Annotated in this window: 19 protein-coding genes; 8 read left to right on the forward strand and 11 right to left on the reverse strand. The window is 35.1% G+C overall.

Features of this window, described 5'->3' with window-relative positions; genetic code table 11:
- Positions 1 to 81: 81 nt before the first annotated feature.
- Positions 82 to 591, reverse strand: a complete 510-nt coding sequence (gene thiW / locus ABWU86_RS03155; RefSeq protein ID WP_353321366.1) for an energy coupling factor transporter S component ThiW — start codon at positions 589 to 591, stop codon at positions 82 to 84.
- A 388-nt stretch (positions 592 to 979) separates the two neighbouring features.
- Here thiW and ABWU86_RS03160 point away from each other — a divergent pair, with 388 nt between their 5' ends.
- On the forward strand, positions 980 to 2119 hold the full coding sequence (locus tag ABWU86_RS03160; protein ID WP_353321368.1) for a cation:proton antiporter: 1140 nt from the start codon (positions 980 to 982) through the stop codon (positions 2117 to 2119).
- A 26-nt stretch (positions 2120 to 2145) separates the two neighbouring features.
- Here ABWU86_RS03160 and ABWU86_RS03165 read toward each other — a convergent pair whose 3' ends face one another.
- The 3 genes from ABWU86_RS03165 to ABWU86_RS03175 form a co-directional block, all read right to left on the reverse strand.
- On the reverse strand, positions 2146 to 2577 hold the full coding sequence (locus ABWU86_RS03165) for a GNAT family N-acetyltransferase (protein WP_293793327.1): 432 nt from the start codon (positions 2575 to 2577) through the stop codon (positions 2146 to 2148).
- 12 nt (positions 2578 to 2589) lie between these two features.
- Complete coding sequence (locus ABWU86_RS03170; protein WP_293793328.1) at positions 2590 to 3012, reverse strand: MarR family winged helix-turn-helix transcriptional regulator; 423 nt, start codon at positions 3010 to 3012, stop codon at positions 2590 to 2592.
- Positions 3013 to 3105: 93 nt separating this feature from the next.
- On the reverse strand, positions 3106 to 3759 hold the full coding sequence (locus tag ABWU86_RS03175) for a CPBP family intramembrane glutamic endopeptidase (protein WP_293793329.1): 654 nt from the start codon (positions 3757 to 3759) through the stop codon (positions 3106 to 3108).
- 282 nt (positions 3760 to 4041) lie between these two features.
- Between ABWU86_RS03175 and ABWU86_RS03180 the strand changes: the two genes are divergently transcribed.
- The 5 genes from ABWU86_RS03180 to ABWU86_RS03200 all read left to right on the forward strand — a co-directional run bounded on the left by ABWU86_RS03180 (position 4042) and on the right by ABWU86_RS03200 (position 8951).
- Positions 4042 to 4968 (forward strand): phosphate/phosphite/phosphonate ABC transporter substrate-binding protein, encoded by a 927-nt coding sequence (locus ABWU86_RS03180; RefSeq protein WP_293793475.1) that lies wholly within the window; start codon positions 4042 to 4044, stop codon positions 4966 to 4968.
- Between the two features lie 72 nt (positions 4969 to 5040).
- On the forward strand, positions 5041 to 5793 hold the full coding sequence (phnC, locus tag ABWU86_RS03185) for a phosphonate ABC transporter ATP-binding protein (RefSeq protein WP_353321372.1): 753 nt from the start codon (positions 5041 to 5043) through the stop codon (positions 5791 to 5793).
- Positions 5794 to 5798: 5 nt separating this feature from the next.
- The gene (gene phnE, locus ABWU86_RS03190) at positions 5799 to 6590 is read left to right on the forward strand and encodes a phosphonate ABC transporter, permease protein PhnE (protein WP_353321374.1); all 792 of its coding nucleotides are present in this window, start codon (positions 5799 to 5801) and stop codon (positions 6588 to 6590) included.
- Between the two features lies 1 nt (position 6591).
- On the forward strand, positions 6592 to 7395 hold the full coding sequence (phnE, locus tag ABWU86_RS03195) for a phosphonate ABC transporter, permease protein PhnE (RefSeq protein ID WP_293793334.1): 804 nt from the start codon (positions 6592 to 6594) through the stop codon (positions 7393 to 7395).
- A complete protein-coding gene (locus ABWU86_RS03200; RefSeq protein WP_353321376.1) occupies positions 7395 to 8951 on the forward strand; it encodes a bifunctional metallophosphatase/5'-nucleotidase in 1557 nt (518 codons plus the stop codon). Before phnE (ABWU86_RS03195) ends, ABWU86_RS03200 begins: the two co-directional genes overlap by 1 nt.
- 118 nt (positions 8952 to 9069) lie before the next feature.
- On the opposite strand, the gene ABWU86_RS03205 is transcribed toward ABWU86_RS03200, so the two are convergent.
- A complete protein-coding gene (locus ABWU86_RS03205) occupies positions 9070 to 9642 on the reverse strand; it encodes a TetR/AcrR family transcriptional regulator (protein WP_353321378.1) in 573 nt (190 codons plus the stop codon).
- Positions 9643 to 9742: 100 nt separating this feature from the next.
- On the opposite strand from ABWU86_RS03205, the gene budA reads away from it, so the two are divergent.
- Together budA and ABWU86_RS03215 are read left to right on the forward strand one after the other, a co-directional pair.
- A complete protein-coding gene (gene budA / locus ABWU86_RS03210) occupies positions 9743 to 10456 on the forward strand; it encodes an acetolactate decarboxylase (RefSeq protein ID WP_293793337.1) in 714 nt (237 codons plus the stop codon).
- 196 nt (positions 10457 to 10652) lie between these two features.
- Positions 10653 to 12020: an aspartate ammonia-lyase gene (locus tag ABWU86_RS03215; protein ID WP_353321381.1), complete on the forward strand. Its 1368-nt coding sequence runs from the start codon at positions 10653 to 10655 to the stop codon at positions 12018 to 12020.
- A gap of 22 nt (positions 12021 to 12042) precedes the next feature.
- On the opposite strand, the gene ABWU86_RS03220 is transcribed toward ABWU86_RS03215, so the two are convergent.
- From ABWU86_RS03220 to ABWU86_RS03245, 6 genes are all read right to left on the reverse strand, one after another.
- Positions 12043 to 12570, reverse strand: a complete 528-nt coding sequence (locus tag ABWU86_RS03220) for a GNAT family N-acetyltransferase (RefSeq protein WP_293793345.1) — start codon at positions 12568 to 12570, stop codon at positions 12043 to 12045.
- A 14-nt stretch (positions 12571 to 12584) separates the two neighbouring features.
- Entirely contained in the window at positions 12585 to 13037 is a 453-nt protein-coding gene (locus ABWU86_RS03225) for a MarR family winged helix-turn-helix transcriptional regulator (protein WP_293793347.1), read from the reverse strand.
- An 86-nt stretch (positions 13038 to 13123) separates the two neighbouring features.
- Positions 13124 to 13300 carry a hypothetical protein gene (locus ABWU86_RS03230; RefSeq protein ID WP_353321383.1) on the reverse strand — a complete coding sequence of 59 codons (177 nt, stop codon included), beginning with the start codon at positions 13298 to 13300 and terminating at the stop codon, positions 13124 to 13126.
- Positions 13301 to 13313: 13 nt separating this feature from the next.
- Complete coding sequence (locus ABWU86_RS03235; RefSeq protein WP_353321385.1) at positions 13314 to 14309, reverse strand: D-2-hydroxyacid dehydrogenase; 996 nt, start codon at positions 14307 to 14309, stop codon at positions 13314 to 13316.
- The gene (locus ABWU86_RS03240; RefSeq protein ID WP_353321387.1) at positions 14310 to 15476 is read right to left on the reverse strand and encodes an aminotransferase class I/II-fold pyridoxal phosphate-dependent enzyme; all 1167 of its coding nucleotides are present in this window, start codon (positions 15474 to 15476) and stop codon (positions 14310 to 14312) included.
- 144 nt (positions 15477 to 15620) lie between these two features.
- On the reverse strand, positions 15621 to 15906 hold a 286-nt coding region (locus ABWU86_RS03245), incomplete at its 5' end, for an MFS transporter (protein ID WP_353321389.1).

Consider the following 15906-nt stretch of genomic DNA (forward strand, 5'->3'; position numbering starts at 1 on the left):
AAAGACATCGCTTCGACGATGTCTTTTTTTGTTGTAAAAATCTCCAAATAAAAACCACTCTTTTCAGAGTGGTTTTTTAGTTTATTTGAAAAATAGTTTTTGAATGTCTTTAAATTGTTTTGTCTTAGATAACTTCAATAGTAATAAGTATGCAATGATTGAACCTGAAATTGCCCCACCAAAGAATTTAGGGGTGAACACAAACCAGAATAATTGGTTGTGAGTTCCTGTGTACCAAACCATGACAGGGTATGATGAAAGTGAACCTAATACTCCAGTCCCAAAAATTTCACCAATCACTGCCATCCAATTTTTACGATATGTAAGATAGCATAATCCCGCTAGGAAAGCACCAAAGACCGCTCCAGTGAACGCCAATGGTGGAATTCCTAATAACATCATTCTTAAACATGCACAAACAATGGCCATGACTAACGCATACCATGGTCCCATTAAGACTGCAGCAGTCACATTTAGCACACTCGACATTGGTGCCATCCCTTCAATTCTAAAAATCGGTGATAACACAAAATCGAGTGCAATCATAACCGCCAATATGGTCAGTTTTTTAACATTTGCCTTTGAATCCATTAAATCTCCTCCTATAAATAAAAAAACATTAATGGAGTCGATTTGTCGGCAAAGAATTAAAAATGTCCCTATCTGAATAGATAGGGACATTCCAAGTTCGTTATCTTCCCTAGCGCCAGTATTATCTGGATCAGGTTCTTGGGTATAATCTCAGCCGGTTAAAGCACCCCATTAATGTTTGTATATTTAAATCATAGTGGACTTTGATTAGTAAGTCAAAAAAACTTTATATGTAGCCTATATTTATTGCTATATCAATATCCTTACTATCTAAAAATTTTATTTAGTAATGAGTTTCTTCATATTTATTAATCCTAAATCGACAATATTTACGAAATTAGAAAAAAAATATATAATTTTCTGTAATTTATTTTGAGAGGAAGATTTCGTGAATCAGTTACTAATTTTAGCCATTTTATTACTTACAGCTATATGTTTTAGACAATTATTCTTAAAAATAAAGCTCCCTACTGTATTAGGTTATATGTTTTCCGGAATATTTTTAGGACCATCCCTATTAAATGTCATTCATGGTAGCCACTTAATTTCATCAATGGCTGAACTAGGCGTTATCGTCTTAATGTTCATCGCAGGATTAGAATGTGATTTGAAAATGCTTAAAAAGTATTTCAAACCTAGCATCACAATTGCATTTTTAGGGATCGTCTTCCCTGTTATCGGTATGTACTGGATGGGGCAAACGTTGGCATTATCAAAAATCGAAAGTTTATTTATTGGTATTATTTTTGCTGCAACATCCGTTTCTATTTCCGTCGCAGTCCTAAAAGAACTTCATAGACTAAAAACTAAAGCTGGTACAACCATTCTTGGAGCTGCTGTCGCCGATGATATTTTATCCATTCTATTATTAAGTATTGTTATAGCTTCCACCGGAATCGATGATAGTAATCATCAAATTAATCTATATTACTTAATTAGTTACCAAATTGGATTCTTTTTATTAGTATGGTTATTAACATTTATCGCACAGAAATTATCATTCAACGGATTAGAAAAAATAAAACCAAAACTACCTATATTAGCTTTGGTATTTGCTCTGTTATTATCTGGAGTTGCTGAATTGGTACAAGTTAGTGCCATCACCGGGGCATTTTTTGCAGGGATTATCATTAGTCAGACTAAATACAAAGAAAGTCTTACGAATCAAATTGATCAATTTGGCCAATTGTTTTTAATTCCATTGTTCTTTATCAATGTCGGATTAAGCGTTAAGTTAGACGGTATTTTCGATAATATTGGATTATTCATTTTGATGTTAATCATTGCTGTCTTAACCAAATTCATCGGTGCATATAGCGGTGCCCGTCTTTTCAAATTCAGTCGTAATAACGCATCACAAATCGGAATTGGTATGATAAGTCGCGGAGAAGTAGGCTTAATCATTGCCGAAATCGGTTTAAAAAATCAGCTAATTTCCACTGAATATTATTCCACTATCATCGCCGTCATCATCATAACTACAATTATTACACCCATATTGTTGCGCGTGATTATTAAATCGAAATAAAAAAAGCAGCTAATTCAGCTGCTTTTTTATTTCGGATACGTCATCTTAATATGATCAATCCCTGCTTCGATAAATGGTTCACTGGCGACGGTGAAACCACCCTTTTGATAGTATCCAACGGCATGGGATTGGGCATCAATTTCAATTTCAGCATCAGCAAATTCATTTTTAACAATGGCTAAAATGTGTTGAAGTAATTCTTTGCCTTTCCCAGTTCCACGAACAGCTGCAGCAGTTAATACACGGCCAAAGGTAACATGGTCGCCATCTTTGAAAATTCTAGCATATGCAGTAATCACACCATTGTTAATTTCAAATAAATGAAGAGCGTGCTTATCATTCTCGTCTGGATCAGCGTAGACAATCTGTTGTTCTTCGACAAAGACTGCTGAACGCACTCGATAAATTTCGTATAGTTCTTCTAATGTTAAATCTTGAAACACTTTAGTTACCCACATATTAATTTCCTCCTAATCCAATAACTTAGCTAAATCCATCACTGCATGATAGAATGCATCCGCTTCTTGTTGACTTAAATTAGCTAGCATTAAGTTAATCTGGTCATCTGATGACTGATCAAGTTGGTCAACAACGGATTGACCAGTCGATGTTAACACTAGTATTTTCGCTCTTTTATCGGTTGATGAAACTTGCTTAGTTAAATATTTTAACCCGGATAATTTTTGAATTACCCGACTAACGTAACTTTTATCGAGTTCCAAATTTTTCGCAATTATGATTAAAGTTGGTGTCTCAATCTCACTGACTTCCATTAAAATCCGCGCTTCAGCCCAACTAATCTCACTATTAAAAACGTTCTTCTTTAATAAGCCTAATTTCTGCGTATATAATCTATTAAAACGGCGAATCGCCTTAATTTGCGACTGGTGCAATCTGATCACCTCTTTTTTCATTATAGCAAAAAGGTTGCTTTTGTCCACTAAATTCATTTAAAACAAAAACACCGCAAATGCGGTGCTTTTTTACTATAGAATTAACGCGAAAATTAATAAGTTCCAAATCATGTGCATGATAATCGGTACAATCATCCCATTTGATTTTTGACGAGATAGACCGATGAAGATACTTACGACCGCATGAGAAATAAAAATGTATGGGTTTACGAAGGAATGAGCTAGACCGAAGAAAATTGATGACACAATAATCGCAACGGTGACATTGGAAATGTTTCTCACGTAAGTGAAAATCAATCCTCTAAAGTATAATTCTTCCGCGATTGGTGCTAGTACCCCGCTAATAATGATAAAGAAATATTGTAATTTTGGATCACCAAATCCGGTAATGTTAACCAAGTCTTTGTATAGTCCTTGGTGTGGAATTCCACTAGCTAGCATCGTTAATAGAACTAAACAAATCATGATAGCTGCATATAAAATAACTTTGTAAGACCAGTGGTTATCGGTAAATAATTGGAATAATTTTTTTCTCAATAATATCCAATAGATGATGGCAGTAACCGCAATCACAAATAAAGTGGCTAAGATAACCTCTACTACTAATAGTGAAAATGCCGCGTTACTATTTGAATCAACTGGGTAAGATACCAGTCCAACAAATGGTGATAAAACTAATAAAATTGCTAATAAAATAATTCTTCCAATGACTTTAATTACTTTCATATAAATAGTCCCCTGCTTATTAATACTTTAATGGTAATTTAGATCAACATTTTTGCAATATGATGCCAGGATTCTTATAAAATTTTTAAAATCCGAACGATATTAGCCCTAAATCGAACCATTTCGAGATTTTTTAACGGGATTAATCGTGTTTTATCGACATTTTTGCCTCTTTCGGCTTAAAAATTAGATAATAGTTCGTATTTTATGTAGACAACCATATTTTTTATGTTAAAATAATACATGTAATAACCAAAACACGAACTATAGGGAGAGATTATGATGAAAAGTTTCAAGAAAATGGTTGCTTTTAGCTCCGTTTTACTTAGCGTTTTCGTTTTAGCTGCTTGTGGGAACCAAAAATCTGCAAAGAACTACACCCCCAAGGAACTAAATGTTCAATTTGTACCATCTTCAAATGCTACTACCATGGAAGCCAAGGCTAAGCCATTGGAAAAACTACTAAAGAAACAACTTGGGATTCCAGTTCACGTTAGTGTTTCAACTGATTACAACACTATCGTCGAAGCAATGGGATCAAAGAAAGTTGACGTTGGTTTTCTTCCACCTGATGCTTACACACTATCTCACAAAGAATACAACACTAAAGTGCTATTACAAGCTTTAAGATTTAACTACATTGAACCAAATGATGTTTTTGGTACTCATTTACAAAATCATTACTATGCACAAATCTTAGTTAGAAAGAACAGCGGTATCAAGTCACTAAAAGACTTAAAGGGTAAAAAGATTGCTGTTCAAGATACCACTTCTGCCGCTGGTTGGGTTTACCCAGTCGTTGCACTAAAGGAACACGGTATCAACATTAACAAAGACGGTATCCAAACCGTTCAAGTTAAGGGTCACGATCAAGCCGTATTATCTGTTTACAACAAAGACACTGATGCTGCTTTCGTCTTCCAAGGTGCTAGAAACCTAGTTAAAAAGGATGCCCCAGACATTATGAGTAAAGTGGTTCCTATTTACACCACTGCTGGTATTCCAAATGACACCATCACTGTTAGAGGTGACATGTCAGCTAAGTGGCAAAAGAAGATTTCTGCCGCATTCAAAGCAATTGTTAAGACTAAACAAGGTCATGAAATCATGTCTACTGTTTACGCTCACCAAGGCTACAAAGACTCGAAAGATAGTGACTTCAACCAATTACGTAAATACGAAAAAATTGCTGAAAGTCTAAACAAATAATTAAAGAGATAAATAGCCTGTTAGAAAGAAATTTCTGCAGGCTATTGTTTTGAAAAGGAGAAACACACCCCTATGGAATCAATCATTTCTTTTAAAGACGTTAAAAAGGTCTACCCTAACGGAAACGTGGGTCTAAAGAACATTAACTTAGATATTAAAAAAGGAGAATTCGTTGCCATCGTCGGTTTATCAGGAGCCGGAAAAAGTACCCTATTGAGAACCATTAACAAAATGCACGACATCACATCTGGTGACATTTTGGTAAACGGTGAATCAATCGTACATTATCGTGACAAGTCATTACGTAAACTTCGTAGAAACATCGGTATGATTTTCCAAAGCTTTAATCTAGTCAAACAATCAACCGTGCAAAGAAACGTTTTAAACGGACGTGTTGGTTACTACCCTACTTGGAAGAGTGTTTTAGGACTATTTAGTAAAGAAGATAAACAAAAAGCGGTCGAAGCATTACGTAGCGTTAACATGATCGAAAAGCTATATGCTAAGGTAGATGACCTATCTGGTGGTCAACAACAACGTGTTGCGATTGCCCGTACACTAATGCAAGACCCTAACATTATCTTAGCCGATGAACCCATCGCATCCCTTGACCCGGTTACTTCTATTGCAGTGATGGATGACTTAAAACGACTAAACGAAGAATTAGGTATGACTGTTGTCGTTAACTTGCACTCAGTTCGTATCGCTAGAACTTACGCTAGTCGTATCATCGGTATCCGTGCCGGTGAAGTCGTTTATGACGAACCAATCGAAAACGTTAAAAAGGAAGACTTTGCGGAAATTTACGCAAACAAAACGAAGTGATAACTATGAATACAGATATCCCAAAACAACCATTCTCCAAAAAATATCATTTAGTTAGTATTTTTTGGATAACTTTAATCATCATCTTATTATTCCTTTCCACTATCATTACCGGGGTAGATTGGACGGAATTATTCACCAACTTAAATCAATTCGCTGATTTAATTATCAAAATGTCCAACCCTGATTGGTCATACTTCAACATCATCACTGGTCCACTATTAGAAACCATCCAAATGGCGATTTTAGGTACCACGATTGGAACCATTTTTGCGATTCCATTTTCAGTATTAGCTGCTAGAAACACAGTGAAGAACCCCTACATTCGCGGGGTGGTTAGATTTTTCTTGAACTTCATCAGAACCATCCCTGATCTTTTATTAGCAGCCTTATTCGTTGCGATTGTTGGAATTGGTCCTACTTCAGGTGTGTACACCTTAGCCATCTTTTCCTTCGGAATGGTATCTAAACTATTCTATGAATCAATCGAATCCATTGATGAAAGACCAATTGAAGCACTTCGCTCAACTGGTGCTACTAAGATGCAAATTATCGGTGCTGCCGTGTTACCCCAAGTGTTTAAAAACTTCGTCGGTTACTTCTTATACGCATTTGAAATTAACGTTCGAGCTTCTACTGTCCTAGGTTACCTAGGTGCTGGTGGGATTGGGGTTTACCTTCAAAGATCACTTTCATCATTTATGTATAATCAAACTTCAGTGATTATCATTACCATTTTCATCGCAGTAATCATAATCGATGGAATCAGTAACGCATTCCAAGAAAGGTTAAGATAATATGGCACAACAAGAAATTAAAAAAGGTTGGCTTTCTAGATACTCATTTATTTTCTGGATTGTCGTTATCGGATTTATTTATTATTGGTCAATCACTAGTTTATCTTTTAGTGGACTACAAGAATCTGCTGGGACCGTTTCAAAATCAATCATAAACGGGATTTTACATCCCCAATGGAACTATTTTTACGATGGTAGTGGTGAAGATTTGTTCACCCAAATTTTAGAAACCTTAGCAATCGCATTCTTAGGAATCTTTATTTCATCCATTCTTAGTTTGCCATTCGCCTTTTGGTCTGCGCGAACTGATCGTAAACACAAGTTCCATTGGCGTTCAACTTCTGGAAAATTGGTCTTAGTATTCATCCGTGCCTTTCCAGAAATCGTATTGGCCATCATGTTTATTAAAGCCGTTGGTCCTGGTTCTTTCGCCGGGGTATTGGCACTTGGTATCCACTCAATTGGTCAATTAGGAAAATTATTTAGCGAATCAATTGAAACAATGGATACTGGAGCCAACGAAGCTTTACAATCAGCCGGTGGTAACAAATTCGATGTCTTATTTTTAGCAACCATCCCTAACATTATTCCATCATTAATCTCATACACCCTTTACCAATTTGAAATAGCGGTTCGTTCAGCTTCAATTCTAGGTATGGTAGGTGCCGGTGGAATTGGGACACCATTACTTTTTGCCATCCAAACCAGAGATTGGTCAAAAGTCGGCATTATTTTATTAGGAATTATCGTAATGGTAACTTTAATCGATTTGATTTCAGGAACCCTTAGAAAGAAGCTTTCATAATGAAAATCAGAATATTATCAACTAGTGATGTTCACGGCTATTTATTGCCGACTGATTTTAAAAATAGTACTCAAGAAACTGGATTTGGCTATTTAAAAGCCGCCAGTGTGATTGATAACGTCCGCAACAACGCTGACAATGATGAAATCGTGATTTATATTGAAAATGGTGATTTTATCCAAGGATCTCCATTAACCGATTTCATTTATCGTACCCATCAAGATAAACATTTAAATGCTTTATTTAGCAACTTAGCTAACTCATTACATCCCGATGCTGCTGTTTTAGGTAATCACGAGTTTAACTATGGAATCGACTATATTGCTGATTCTTGGAAAACGCGAGATTTTCCAATATTAGCCGCCAATATTTCTGGAGACGACGTTCATAAAATCTCCGACGGTCCTTATACGATTATCGACCGCAAAGGGGTTAAGATTGCGATATTAGGTTTAACCACTCAATTCGTGCCGAATTGGGAGGATCGCGACAATCTCGGCGATCTGCAATTTACATCGGCATTAGCGGTGGCGAAACATTACGTCCAACTACTAAAAAAAGAAGCCGACGTAGTGATTGTGGCTTACCACGGTGGTTTTAATAGCGACTTAGAAACTGGTGAACTGATTGAAAATGCCAATGGTGAAAATGAAGGCTATCAAATCTTACAAGAAGTACCTGAAATTGATGCATTAGTTACTGGTCATCAACACAGAGAAATTGCTGCCAAGGTCAATTATATCCCAACTACTCAACCCGGTTATCGTGGTAAAGATGTCGGTGAAATTACGCTTAATCTGAACCAATATAACCATGTCGATAGTTCATCAGCTCGTTTAATTACCAGCGGCGATTTCCCTATCGACGAACGCCTAAAAAACATGATCGAAACGACGCAACAATCAGTTGAAAGTTGGTTAGACCAACCGGTCGCAACAATTCAAGGCGATTGTTTAATTCATAATCCGATGAACGCCAGATTATTTGGTAATGGATTTTTAGATTTAATTAACCGCATTCAAATGGATTACACTGGAGTAGATATTACTGCTACCACATTGTTTAACGATGATATTCCAGGATTTAATAATTCTGTTTCAGTCAGAGATGTTCTTAACAGCTATATCTTTCCGAATACTTTAGCGATTGAAGAAGTATCGGGTAGCGATTTAAAAGCGGCGTTAGAACGATGTGCGAGTTTCTTTGCGCTTGAAGATAACAAGGTCACTGTCGCAAAAGAATTTCGCGAACCAAAAATACAATATTTTAACTATGATTATTATTCTGGTATTGACTATACATTTGACTTAACTAAACCAGTTGGTCAACGTGTCGTTGAACTACAATATCAAGACAAAGCGGTTTCCAGCACACAAAAGTTAAAAATCTGTTTGAACCAATACAGATCCGTCGGCGCTGGTGATTACGATATGTATTCTAGACAAAAAATAATCAATTTATTCGAAGATGATATGCCTAAAATCATCATCGATTACCTACATTCACACCAAGATATTTATGTAACCCAACCAAATAACTTAAAGATAATAAAATAGCCAGCATCTTTAGATGCCGGCTTTTTTATTCCCAATAATAATATTAATTTTTAAATGATTATTGATAACACAACAACCATTAACTTAACTCATCAATGAATGTTAAATATATCTATTTTTACACAATCGTCAAAACATTCACTCTAATTAATTCACGACTTTCCTTTAAAATAATTTCCCTAGAATAAGTTTTATCATCTGAAATATATAATTCAATTAACTTAATCAATGCTGTGGAGATTACCGCAGCAATAATATCCGCTCTTTTAACATTTACCAATGGATTAATCTTTAATAACGTTTTTAAATTTATTTTTTCGAAAAAACGACCCGCCGAATTCATAAATCCGTCAACATTTTTAAATAAGAACTCAACAATTTCATCATTATCATCTAAGACATCTAAAATTAGATTGACCAATTTACCGTCCAATAATTGTTTGCGTAACTCTTCTTCAGGTTGGTCAATGAAAAGACGATGCTGCTCTTCAATCAGTTGAAACAAGTCCTTCTGTTGTTCTTCGATGATCGCATATTTATCATCATAATGTTGATAAAAGGTGCCACGACTAATTTTAGCAGCATTAACAATCTCCGTTACCCTCACCGTTTGCAGTCCTTTTTGTTGAACTAGTTGCATAAAAGCGGTCATAATTTTATTTTTGGTTATCTGTTTTTTTCGCTCATACATAGTAATCCCTCTCAAAATTAAACACATGTATTATTTTGTATATTGAATACCCATCATTATAACCTATCATGAAATTAGAAACACTTTAGGAGGTTATATTATGCAAAATACAACACAATTATTCCAAAACGGAACTGGCGCAATCGTGGTTCCCGGATTATTCGATGGAACCTTAACCATCAAAGAATTAATGGAAAACGGTAATACCGGTATCGGAAGCGGTGATGGTCTAGACGGTGAACTAATCATCATTGATAACAAACCTTATAAAATTGATGGTGACGGAATCGTTTCAATCGTAAATGACGATTTTACCGTTCCATTTGGCAACGCCCATTTTGCCGATTATGAAGATGTATCAGTTACCCCTAATCTTAACAGTAAAGATATGTCTGATGTTATTTTTAAACACAAACCATTCGAAAATACACAATTCTCAATTAAATTGCATGGTCAATTTAGCCATGTAACTGTTAGATCCGTTTATAAGCAAACTAAACCATACCCTAACTTAATTCAAACCGCTGAAAACGAACATGTCTTCGAAGGAGATAACGTTACTGGAACAATCATTGGATACTATAATCCATCACCTTTTAGTCAAATCGCCGTTAAAGGTTTTCACATGCATTTTATTGCCGATGATTTATCAATTGGTGGTCATCTAAGTAAATTTAGCGGTTTTAATGGTCATTTCGGCATTCAATTATTTAATGATTTTAAATTAAGACTTCCGGTTCAAAACAATGATTTTTTGAATCATAATTTTTCCAAAGATGATATCGAAGGATCCATCAATAAAACTGAAAGATAGGAAAAAGCATCTCTATTAAGAGGTGCTTTTTGTTTTGTCTTGTGAAACTATTGTGAAAAACAGAAGAAATCCGTTATAAATTAACTAATTTCGTTTCATGTGAAACATTATTGATAATTTTAATTGACTATCACCCTATTTGGTTTATACTTAATGTTATATTTTATAACATATAAATATTTAGGAGATGTTTTGCATGCGTTTAGAAGAAGATTGCGTTGGTAAACTAGAAGTGGAAGATGATGCTTTGTACGGCATTCATTCCCTTAGAGCCGCAACGAATTTCCCCATCACCAAAGAGAAAGTTGACCCACTTTTGATCGAAAGTTATATTCAACTTAAAAAAGCATCTGTCACCGCTAATTACGATGCAAATGCAATTGATGTAATAAAATATAACATTATTGTAGGGGCTTGTGATTACTTACTTGAACACCATCATTTAGAGAGTTTTATCACTCCTGCCATCCAAGGTGGAGCTGGAACTTCCACTAATATGAACGTGAATGAGGTTATCGCCAACGTCGCTATGAGATTACATCCAGAAATTAAGATTCATCCTAACGACGACGTCAACCAAGCACAATCTACTAATGACACTTACCCCACCGCGGGTAAAATGGCCATGTTAAAACGTTTACCAAAGCTAACCGGTGAAATTAACCGCCTAATCGAAACCTTAGATGGCTTAGCTAAACAATTTAAATTCACCATTAAACTAGGTCGAACGCAACTCCAAGATGCCGTTCCTACTACATTCGGTAAATCTTTCCATGCATATGCTTCACTCTTCCGTCGTGATTTAAAACGAATTAATAAAGCTAGCGAAGAACTAAAAAGCATCAGCATGGGTGGAACTGCGATTGGAACCGGTACTAATACGACTAAATATTATCGTGAACATATCGTCGACGAAATTAATAAAATCACCAACATGGAATTAAAACAAGATACAGACTTGATCGATGCGATCCAAAACACGGATCACTTCGTCGCATTCTCCTCCAGTTTAAAAACTTTAGCAGTCGACTTATCCAAGTTTAGTAACGATTTACGTCTATTAGGTAGTGGTCCTCAATCTGGTTTAAACGAATTATTACTTCCTAAACGCCAAGCAGGTTCATCAATCATGCCTAACAAAGTTAACCCGGTCATCCCCGAAGTGGTTAACCAAGTGGCATTTGAAGTGATTGGTTTTGACGCAACCGTAACTGCGGCATCAGAAGCTGGTCAATTAGAACTAAACGCATTTGAACCAATTATGTTTAAGAGCATTTTAACCGCTGAAATTCATTTAGCTAACGCAATTACCACATTAGTCGATAATTGTTTGGTAGGAATCGATGTTAACGTTGATCAATGTCTAGATGACGTTCGCAAATCAGCTGTTACCGCAACGGTATTATCACCAATCTTAGGCTACAACAAAACGACCGAATTAATTAAACGTGCGACAAAGGAACATGATACAGTTCCGCATTTATTAATTCAAAACAACATTTTATCCGCTGATAAAGTAAAACAATTATTTTCTCCTGAATACTTAGTTAATGGAAATGAATAAGCACATAAAAAAAGAGCCCTGATTAGGGCTCTTTTTTTATATTTTTCTTCATTAAAATATCTTTTTGTTTATCAGAGCCAACCGTAAAGACATGTTCTGAAAATGGTTTGAATCCTTTTTCTTCATAAAATTTGATAGCGTTAATGTTATTTTCCCAAACACCTAACCAAATTTCTTTTTTATTTTTCTTGCGACCCTCATCCAGTGCATAGTTCATAAGATGTGTCCCCAATCCACGTCTTTTAAACTCTTTTAAAATATAAATCCTTTCGACTTCTTCAAAATCATTTCCCATTTCTTCAGATTGCGCTTCAGAAAAGTTTATTTTTAAATATCCCGCTAACTGATTGTCTACGAAAATAAATTCAAAATCAGAATTATCATCATTAATCTCTTGAGAAAGTTGTTCCTTACTATAATTAGTTTCATACATCTTTTCTAAATCAGACTTACTATTGAATTCACCGAAAGTGTCATCAAAAGTTTTAATACTAATTTTTTGAAGAGTCTCTACATCTTCTGTTGTTATCTTCTTCATACTAATTGTCATTATCAAGCTCCCTCTTAATAATCTCTTTTTTTACCGTTTTTGACGTCTTTCCAATCTTTTACAACGTTGGTTTTAACTTTATTCAATAAATTAGTTAATTCTTTAATTTCATCACTATTTAGCCCAATAGTGGCTACTTTACTAGAATAATTATTTTCATTATTAATTATTGGATAAAGCTCTTCACCTTTCTTAGTTACATATAAATGCTGATTCTTATTATTGCTACTATCAGTTTTCTTGATTAATAAACCGTTTTTCACCATATTGTTAATGGCTCTACTACCAGTAGTTTTATCAACGCAAATCAATTCACACAAATCCTTTAAAATAATTCCCGGATTCTCAAATACTCTAGCTAAGTATAAATATTGGCCTTTTGATAACTCATATTGTTTGAATTCAATGTTACTAATCGAATCTAGTGATCTTGCGATACTTCCGATTTCTCTTAAAATATCTTCCATAATCTCTCCTTTTAGTTGCAAATGCAACTATATCACAAATGATTATATTTTAGCAAAAAAAGAGCCCTGATTAGGGCTCTTTTTATTTACATTAACATGAATACATTCGCAACAACGGTTGCGGAAACAATTGCTGAGAAGCTAAGCATCACAGTCATTAGTATAAAGTTAGGTTTTATCTTGCGATCATACATATATACAATCGCTAAAAGTGGAATGGTTATCGCAAATATGCACCGAATAATAAACGTATAATCATTCATATCTTTCATCCCTTTATTCAAATTCTACTAAATGTTTGGGTTGCTTGTCTTGATAAATACTAATCGCATCTTCTGTCGCGAACTTATCCATATTAGCAACTGCCGCATCTGTGTAAAAACCAATATGTGGTGTAACTAAAACGTTGTCCATTTGAATTAATTCGTCTAGATTGTCATTGTCATATCCAGATGAGCCTAAATTAATTCCGCTGATTGTTTCTTCACCTTCGAAAACATCAATTCCAGCAGCACCAATTTCACCGACTTTTAACGCAGATAATAAAGCATCGGTATCAACGACGCCACCACGAGATGCATTAATGAAAATCGCATCGTTCTTCATCTTCTTAAAACGATCGTAATTCATAAAATGTTCCATCTCTTTAGTTAATGGTGTATGCATTGTTACTACATCAGAATTAGCCAATAGATGATCATAAGTGACGTATTCAACAGTATCGTATAAGTCAGTACGTTCAATTGGATCTGCAACTAATACGGTTGCACCTAATGCTCTAAAAATTCTAGCAACCGCACTACCAATGGTCCCAGCACCAATAATTCCAACAGTTAAGTTATGAATTTCTTTAGCTTGAATTCCATCCCAACTAAAATCATTTTTCAATTGGCGATTATGCACTTCTTTTAAATGACGCAGCAATGCCATCACGTCTGCTAACACTAATTCACTAACTGAACGAGGTGAGTATGCTGGAACATTGGTAATTTTAATATCTGATTCCTTAGCGGCTTCAAAGTTAATAATTTCAAAACCAGTGGTTCTTAACGAAATTTGTTTAATCCCAAACGATGATAATTTTTGGTAAACAATTGCATCAAGAATCGGACTATGTTGTTGGACCGTAATTGCATCATATCCATTAGCTATATCAACTGTGTCCTTTGATAAAGGTACATTGACCATATCGATTTGAACGTTATTTTCTTCAGCTAATCGATCAAAATTAGCTTGTTCATAAGATTGTGCATTGTACATTAATAACTTCATCTAGTTTTCCCCCACAAATTTTTTAATTCGACGAATTGCTTCTTTCAAATTATCTTCACTAGTAGCATAGCTTAAACGGAAATAACCGCGACCAGCTTTACCAAAAGCACTACCGGGAACACTTCCAACTTTTGCTTCAGTAGCTAGACGACGACAAAAGGCAAAATCATCATCGCCAAATCGATCTGGAATTTTAGCAAAGATGTAAAAGGCTCCACTTGGTTTAACACTTTCAATCCCTGCTTCGGTTAAACCTTGATGCAATAAATCACGACGAATGCGATAAATTTCACGCATTTTAACACCATCATCCCTACCGTTAGTAAAGGCTTCTACAGCTGCAAATTGTGCGTTTGCGGTCAATGCGCTAACCGTATATTCATGAACATCTTTAATTACCGTAATAATATCAGCAGAGGCATAAATGACCCCGATACGCCATCCAGTCATTGCATGTGATTTAGAGACCCCATTATAGACAATTGTTTGTTCTGATATGTATTTTGCAATTGAAGTGTGTTCGTGTTCATAATTTAATTCACTGTAAATTTCATCACTAATACAGAAAATATCGTATTTTTTTATTACATCTGATAATGCTTTAATTTCTTCCTCGCTATATGAAACACCACTTGGGTTGTTAGGTGTATTTAATATGATAGCCTTGGCTTTTGGATGATTTTTAAGCGTTTCATCCAATGCTTTTGGTGTTAATACAAACCCGTCTTTAGAGGTGTCAATTTCAACTGATTGAGCGCCAAAGAATTCAACGCAATTAAAGTATGGTGAAAATGCAGGGGTTGGAATAATGACTTCATTGCCTGGGTCTAAGATGGCTGCTAAAGTATCGAAAATAGCTTCAGTAACTCCAACTGTTATAATCACTTCAGACTTAGCATCGTAATGAATATCATATTTTCTGGCAACAAAATCGACAGCTGCCTTTCTTAATTCTTCAATTCCACGTGAGTCTGTGTAGTGGCTTTGATTGTCGTTAATCGCGTCAATAGCGGCTTGTTTAATATGTGTTGGAGTGTTGAAATCAGGTTCTCCAATTGTTAATGGTATCAATCCCTCAACATGAGAAATTGAAGCGCCAAAAGATAATATTTGATCTGGTTTAGAATTTTTCATCTTTTGACTAATCTTCCCAATTAGTTTGGACATATTAATTGCCTCCTTATTTTATTAGAAAATGATTAGAAAAGTTTAATTAATAATATTCTACATAGGTGGGCAATGTCAAACGAATTATTAATTTAATATTAGAAAAAATAAAAAAAGGTTTACTACTTATTTGTAGTAAACCGATTATTCTGAATATTTAGTTACTTTATTACGGGCATATCTAGAAACGATTTCTGAACCGATAATAATAGCGACACAGGCAATCGTACATAGAATAAATAGCATCCCGTATGAAGTGAAATCAATAATGACTCCACCTACTAGTGGACCAATCGCTCTTCCGATTGATGAAAACGCGTTGGTTAATCCTTGGTATTTTCCTTTCACTGCGACTGGTGTTAATTCATTTACTAACGCTGGAATCGACGGAATTACCGATGCTTCACCGATTGTTAGTACTACCATTGAT

This window comes from Apilactobacillus pseudapinorum, assembly GCF_040369555.1.
Classification (GTDB): Bacteria; Bacillota; Bacilli; order Lactobacillales; family Lactobacillaceae; genus Apilactobacillus.

Excerpts from the sequence above, each read along its gene's own strand:
- ABWU86_RS03205 (WP_353321378.1), bottom strand. The coding sequence starts at position 9,642 with ATGTATGAGCGAAAAAAACAGATAACCAAAAATAAAATTATGACCGCT.
- thiW (WP_353321366.1), bottom strand. The coding sequence starts at position 591 with ATGGATTCAAAGGCAAATGTTAAAAAACTGACCATATTGGCGGTTATG.
- ABWU86_RS03230 (WP_353321383.1), bottom strand. The coding sequence starts at position 13,300 with ATGAATGATTATACGTTTATTATTCGGTGCATATTTGCGATAACCATT.
- phnE (WP_293793334.1), top strand. The coding sequence starts at position 6,592 with ATGGCACAACAAGAAATTAAAAAAGGTTGGCTTTCTAGATACTCATTT.
- ABWU86_RS03175 (WP_293793329.1), bottom strand. The coding sequence starts at position 3,759 with ATGAAAGTAATTAAAGTCATTGGAAGAATTATTTTATTAGCAATTTTA.
- ABWU86_RS03200 (WP_353321376.1), top strand. The coding sequence starts at position 7,395 with ATGAAAATCAGAATATTATCAACTAGTGATGTTCACGGCTATTTATTG.
- ABWU86_RS03225 (WP_293793347.1), bottom strand. The coding sequence starts at position 13,037 with ATGGAAGATATTTTAAGAGAAATCGGAAGTATCGCAAGATCACTAGAT.
- ABWU86_RS03215 (WP_353321381.1), top strand. The coding sequence starts at position 10,653 with ATGCGTTTAGAAGAAGATTGCGTTGGTAAACTAGAAGTGGAAGATGAT.
- ABWU86_RS03235 (WP_353321385.1), bottom strand. The coding sequence starts at position 14,309 with ATGAAGTTATTAATGTACAATGCACAATCTTATGAACAAGCTAATTTT.
- phnE (WP_353321374.1), top strand. The coding sequence starts at position 5,799 with ATGAATACAGATATCCCAAAACAACCATTCTCCAAAAAATATCATTTA.
- ABWU86_RS03240 (WP_353321387.1), bottom strand. The coding sequence starts at position 15,476 with ATGTCCAAACTAATTGGGAAGATTAGTCAAAAGATGAAAAATTCTAAA.
- ABWU86_RS03180 (WP_293793475.1), top strand. The coding sequence starts at position 4,042 with ATGAAAAGTTTCAAGAAAATGGTTGCTTTTAGCTCCGTTTTACTTAGC.
- phnC (WP_353321372.1), top strand. The coding sequence starts at position 5,041 with ATGGAATCAATCATTTCTTTTAAAGACGTTAAAAAGGTCTACCCTAAC.
- budA (WP_293793337.1), top strand. The coding sequence starts at position 9,743 with ATGCAAAATACAACACAATTATTCCAAAACGGAACTGGCGCAATCGTG.
- ABWU86_RS03220 (WP_293793345.1), bottom strand. The coding sequence starts at position 12,570 with ATGACAATTAGTATGAAGAAGATAACAACAGAAGATGTAGAGACTCTT.
- ABWU86_RS03165 (WP_293793327.1), bottom strand. The coding sequence starts at position 2,577 with ATGTGGGTAACTAAAGTGTTTCAAGATTTAACATTAGAAGAACTATAC.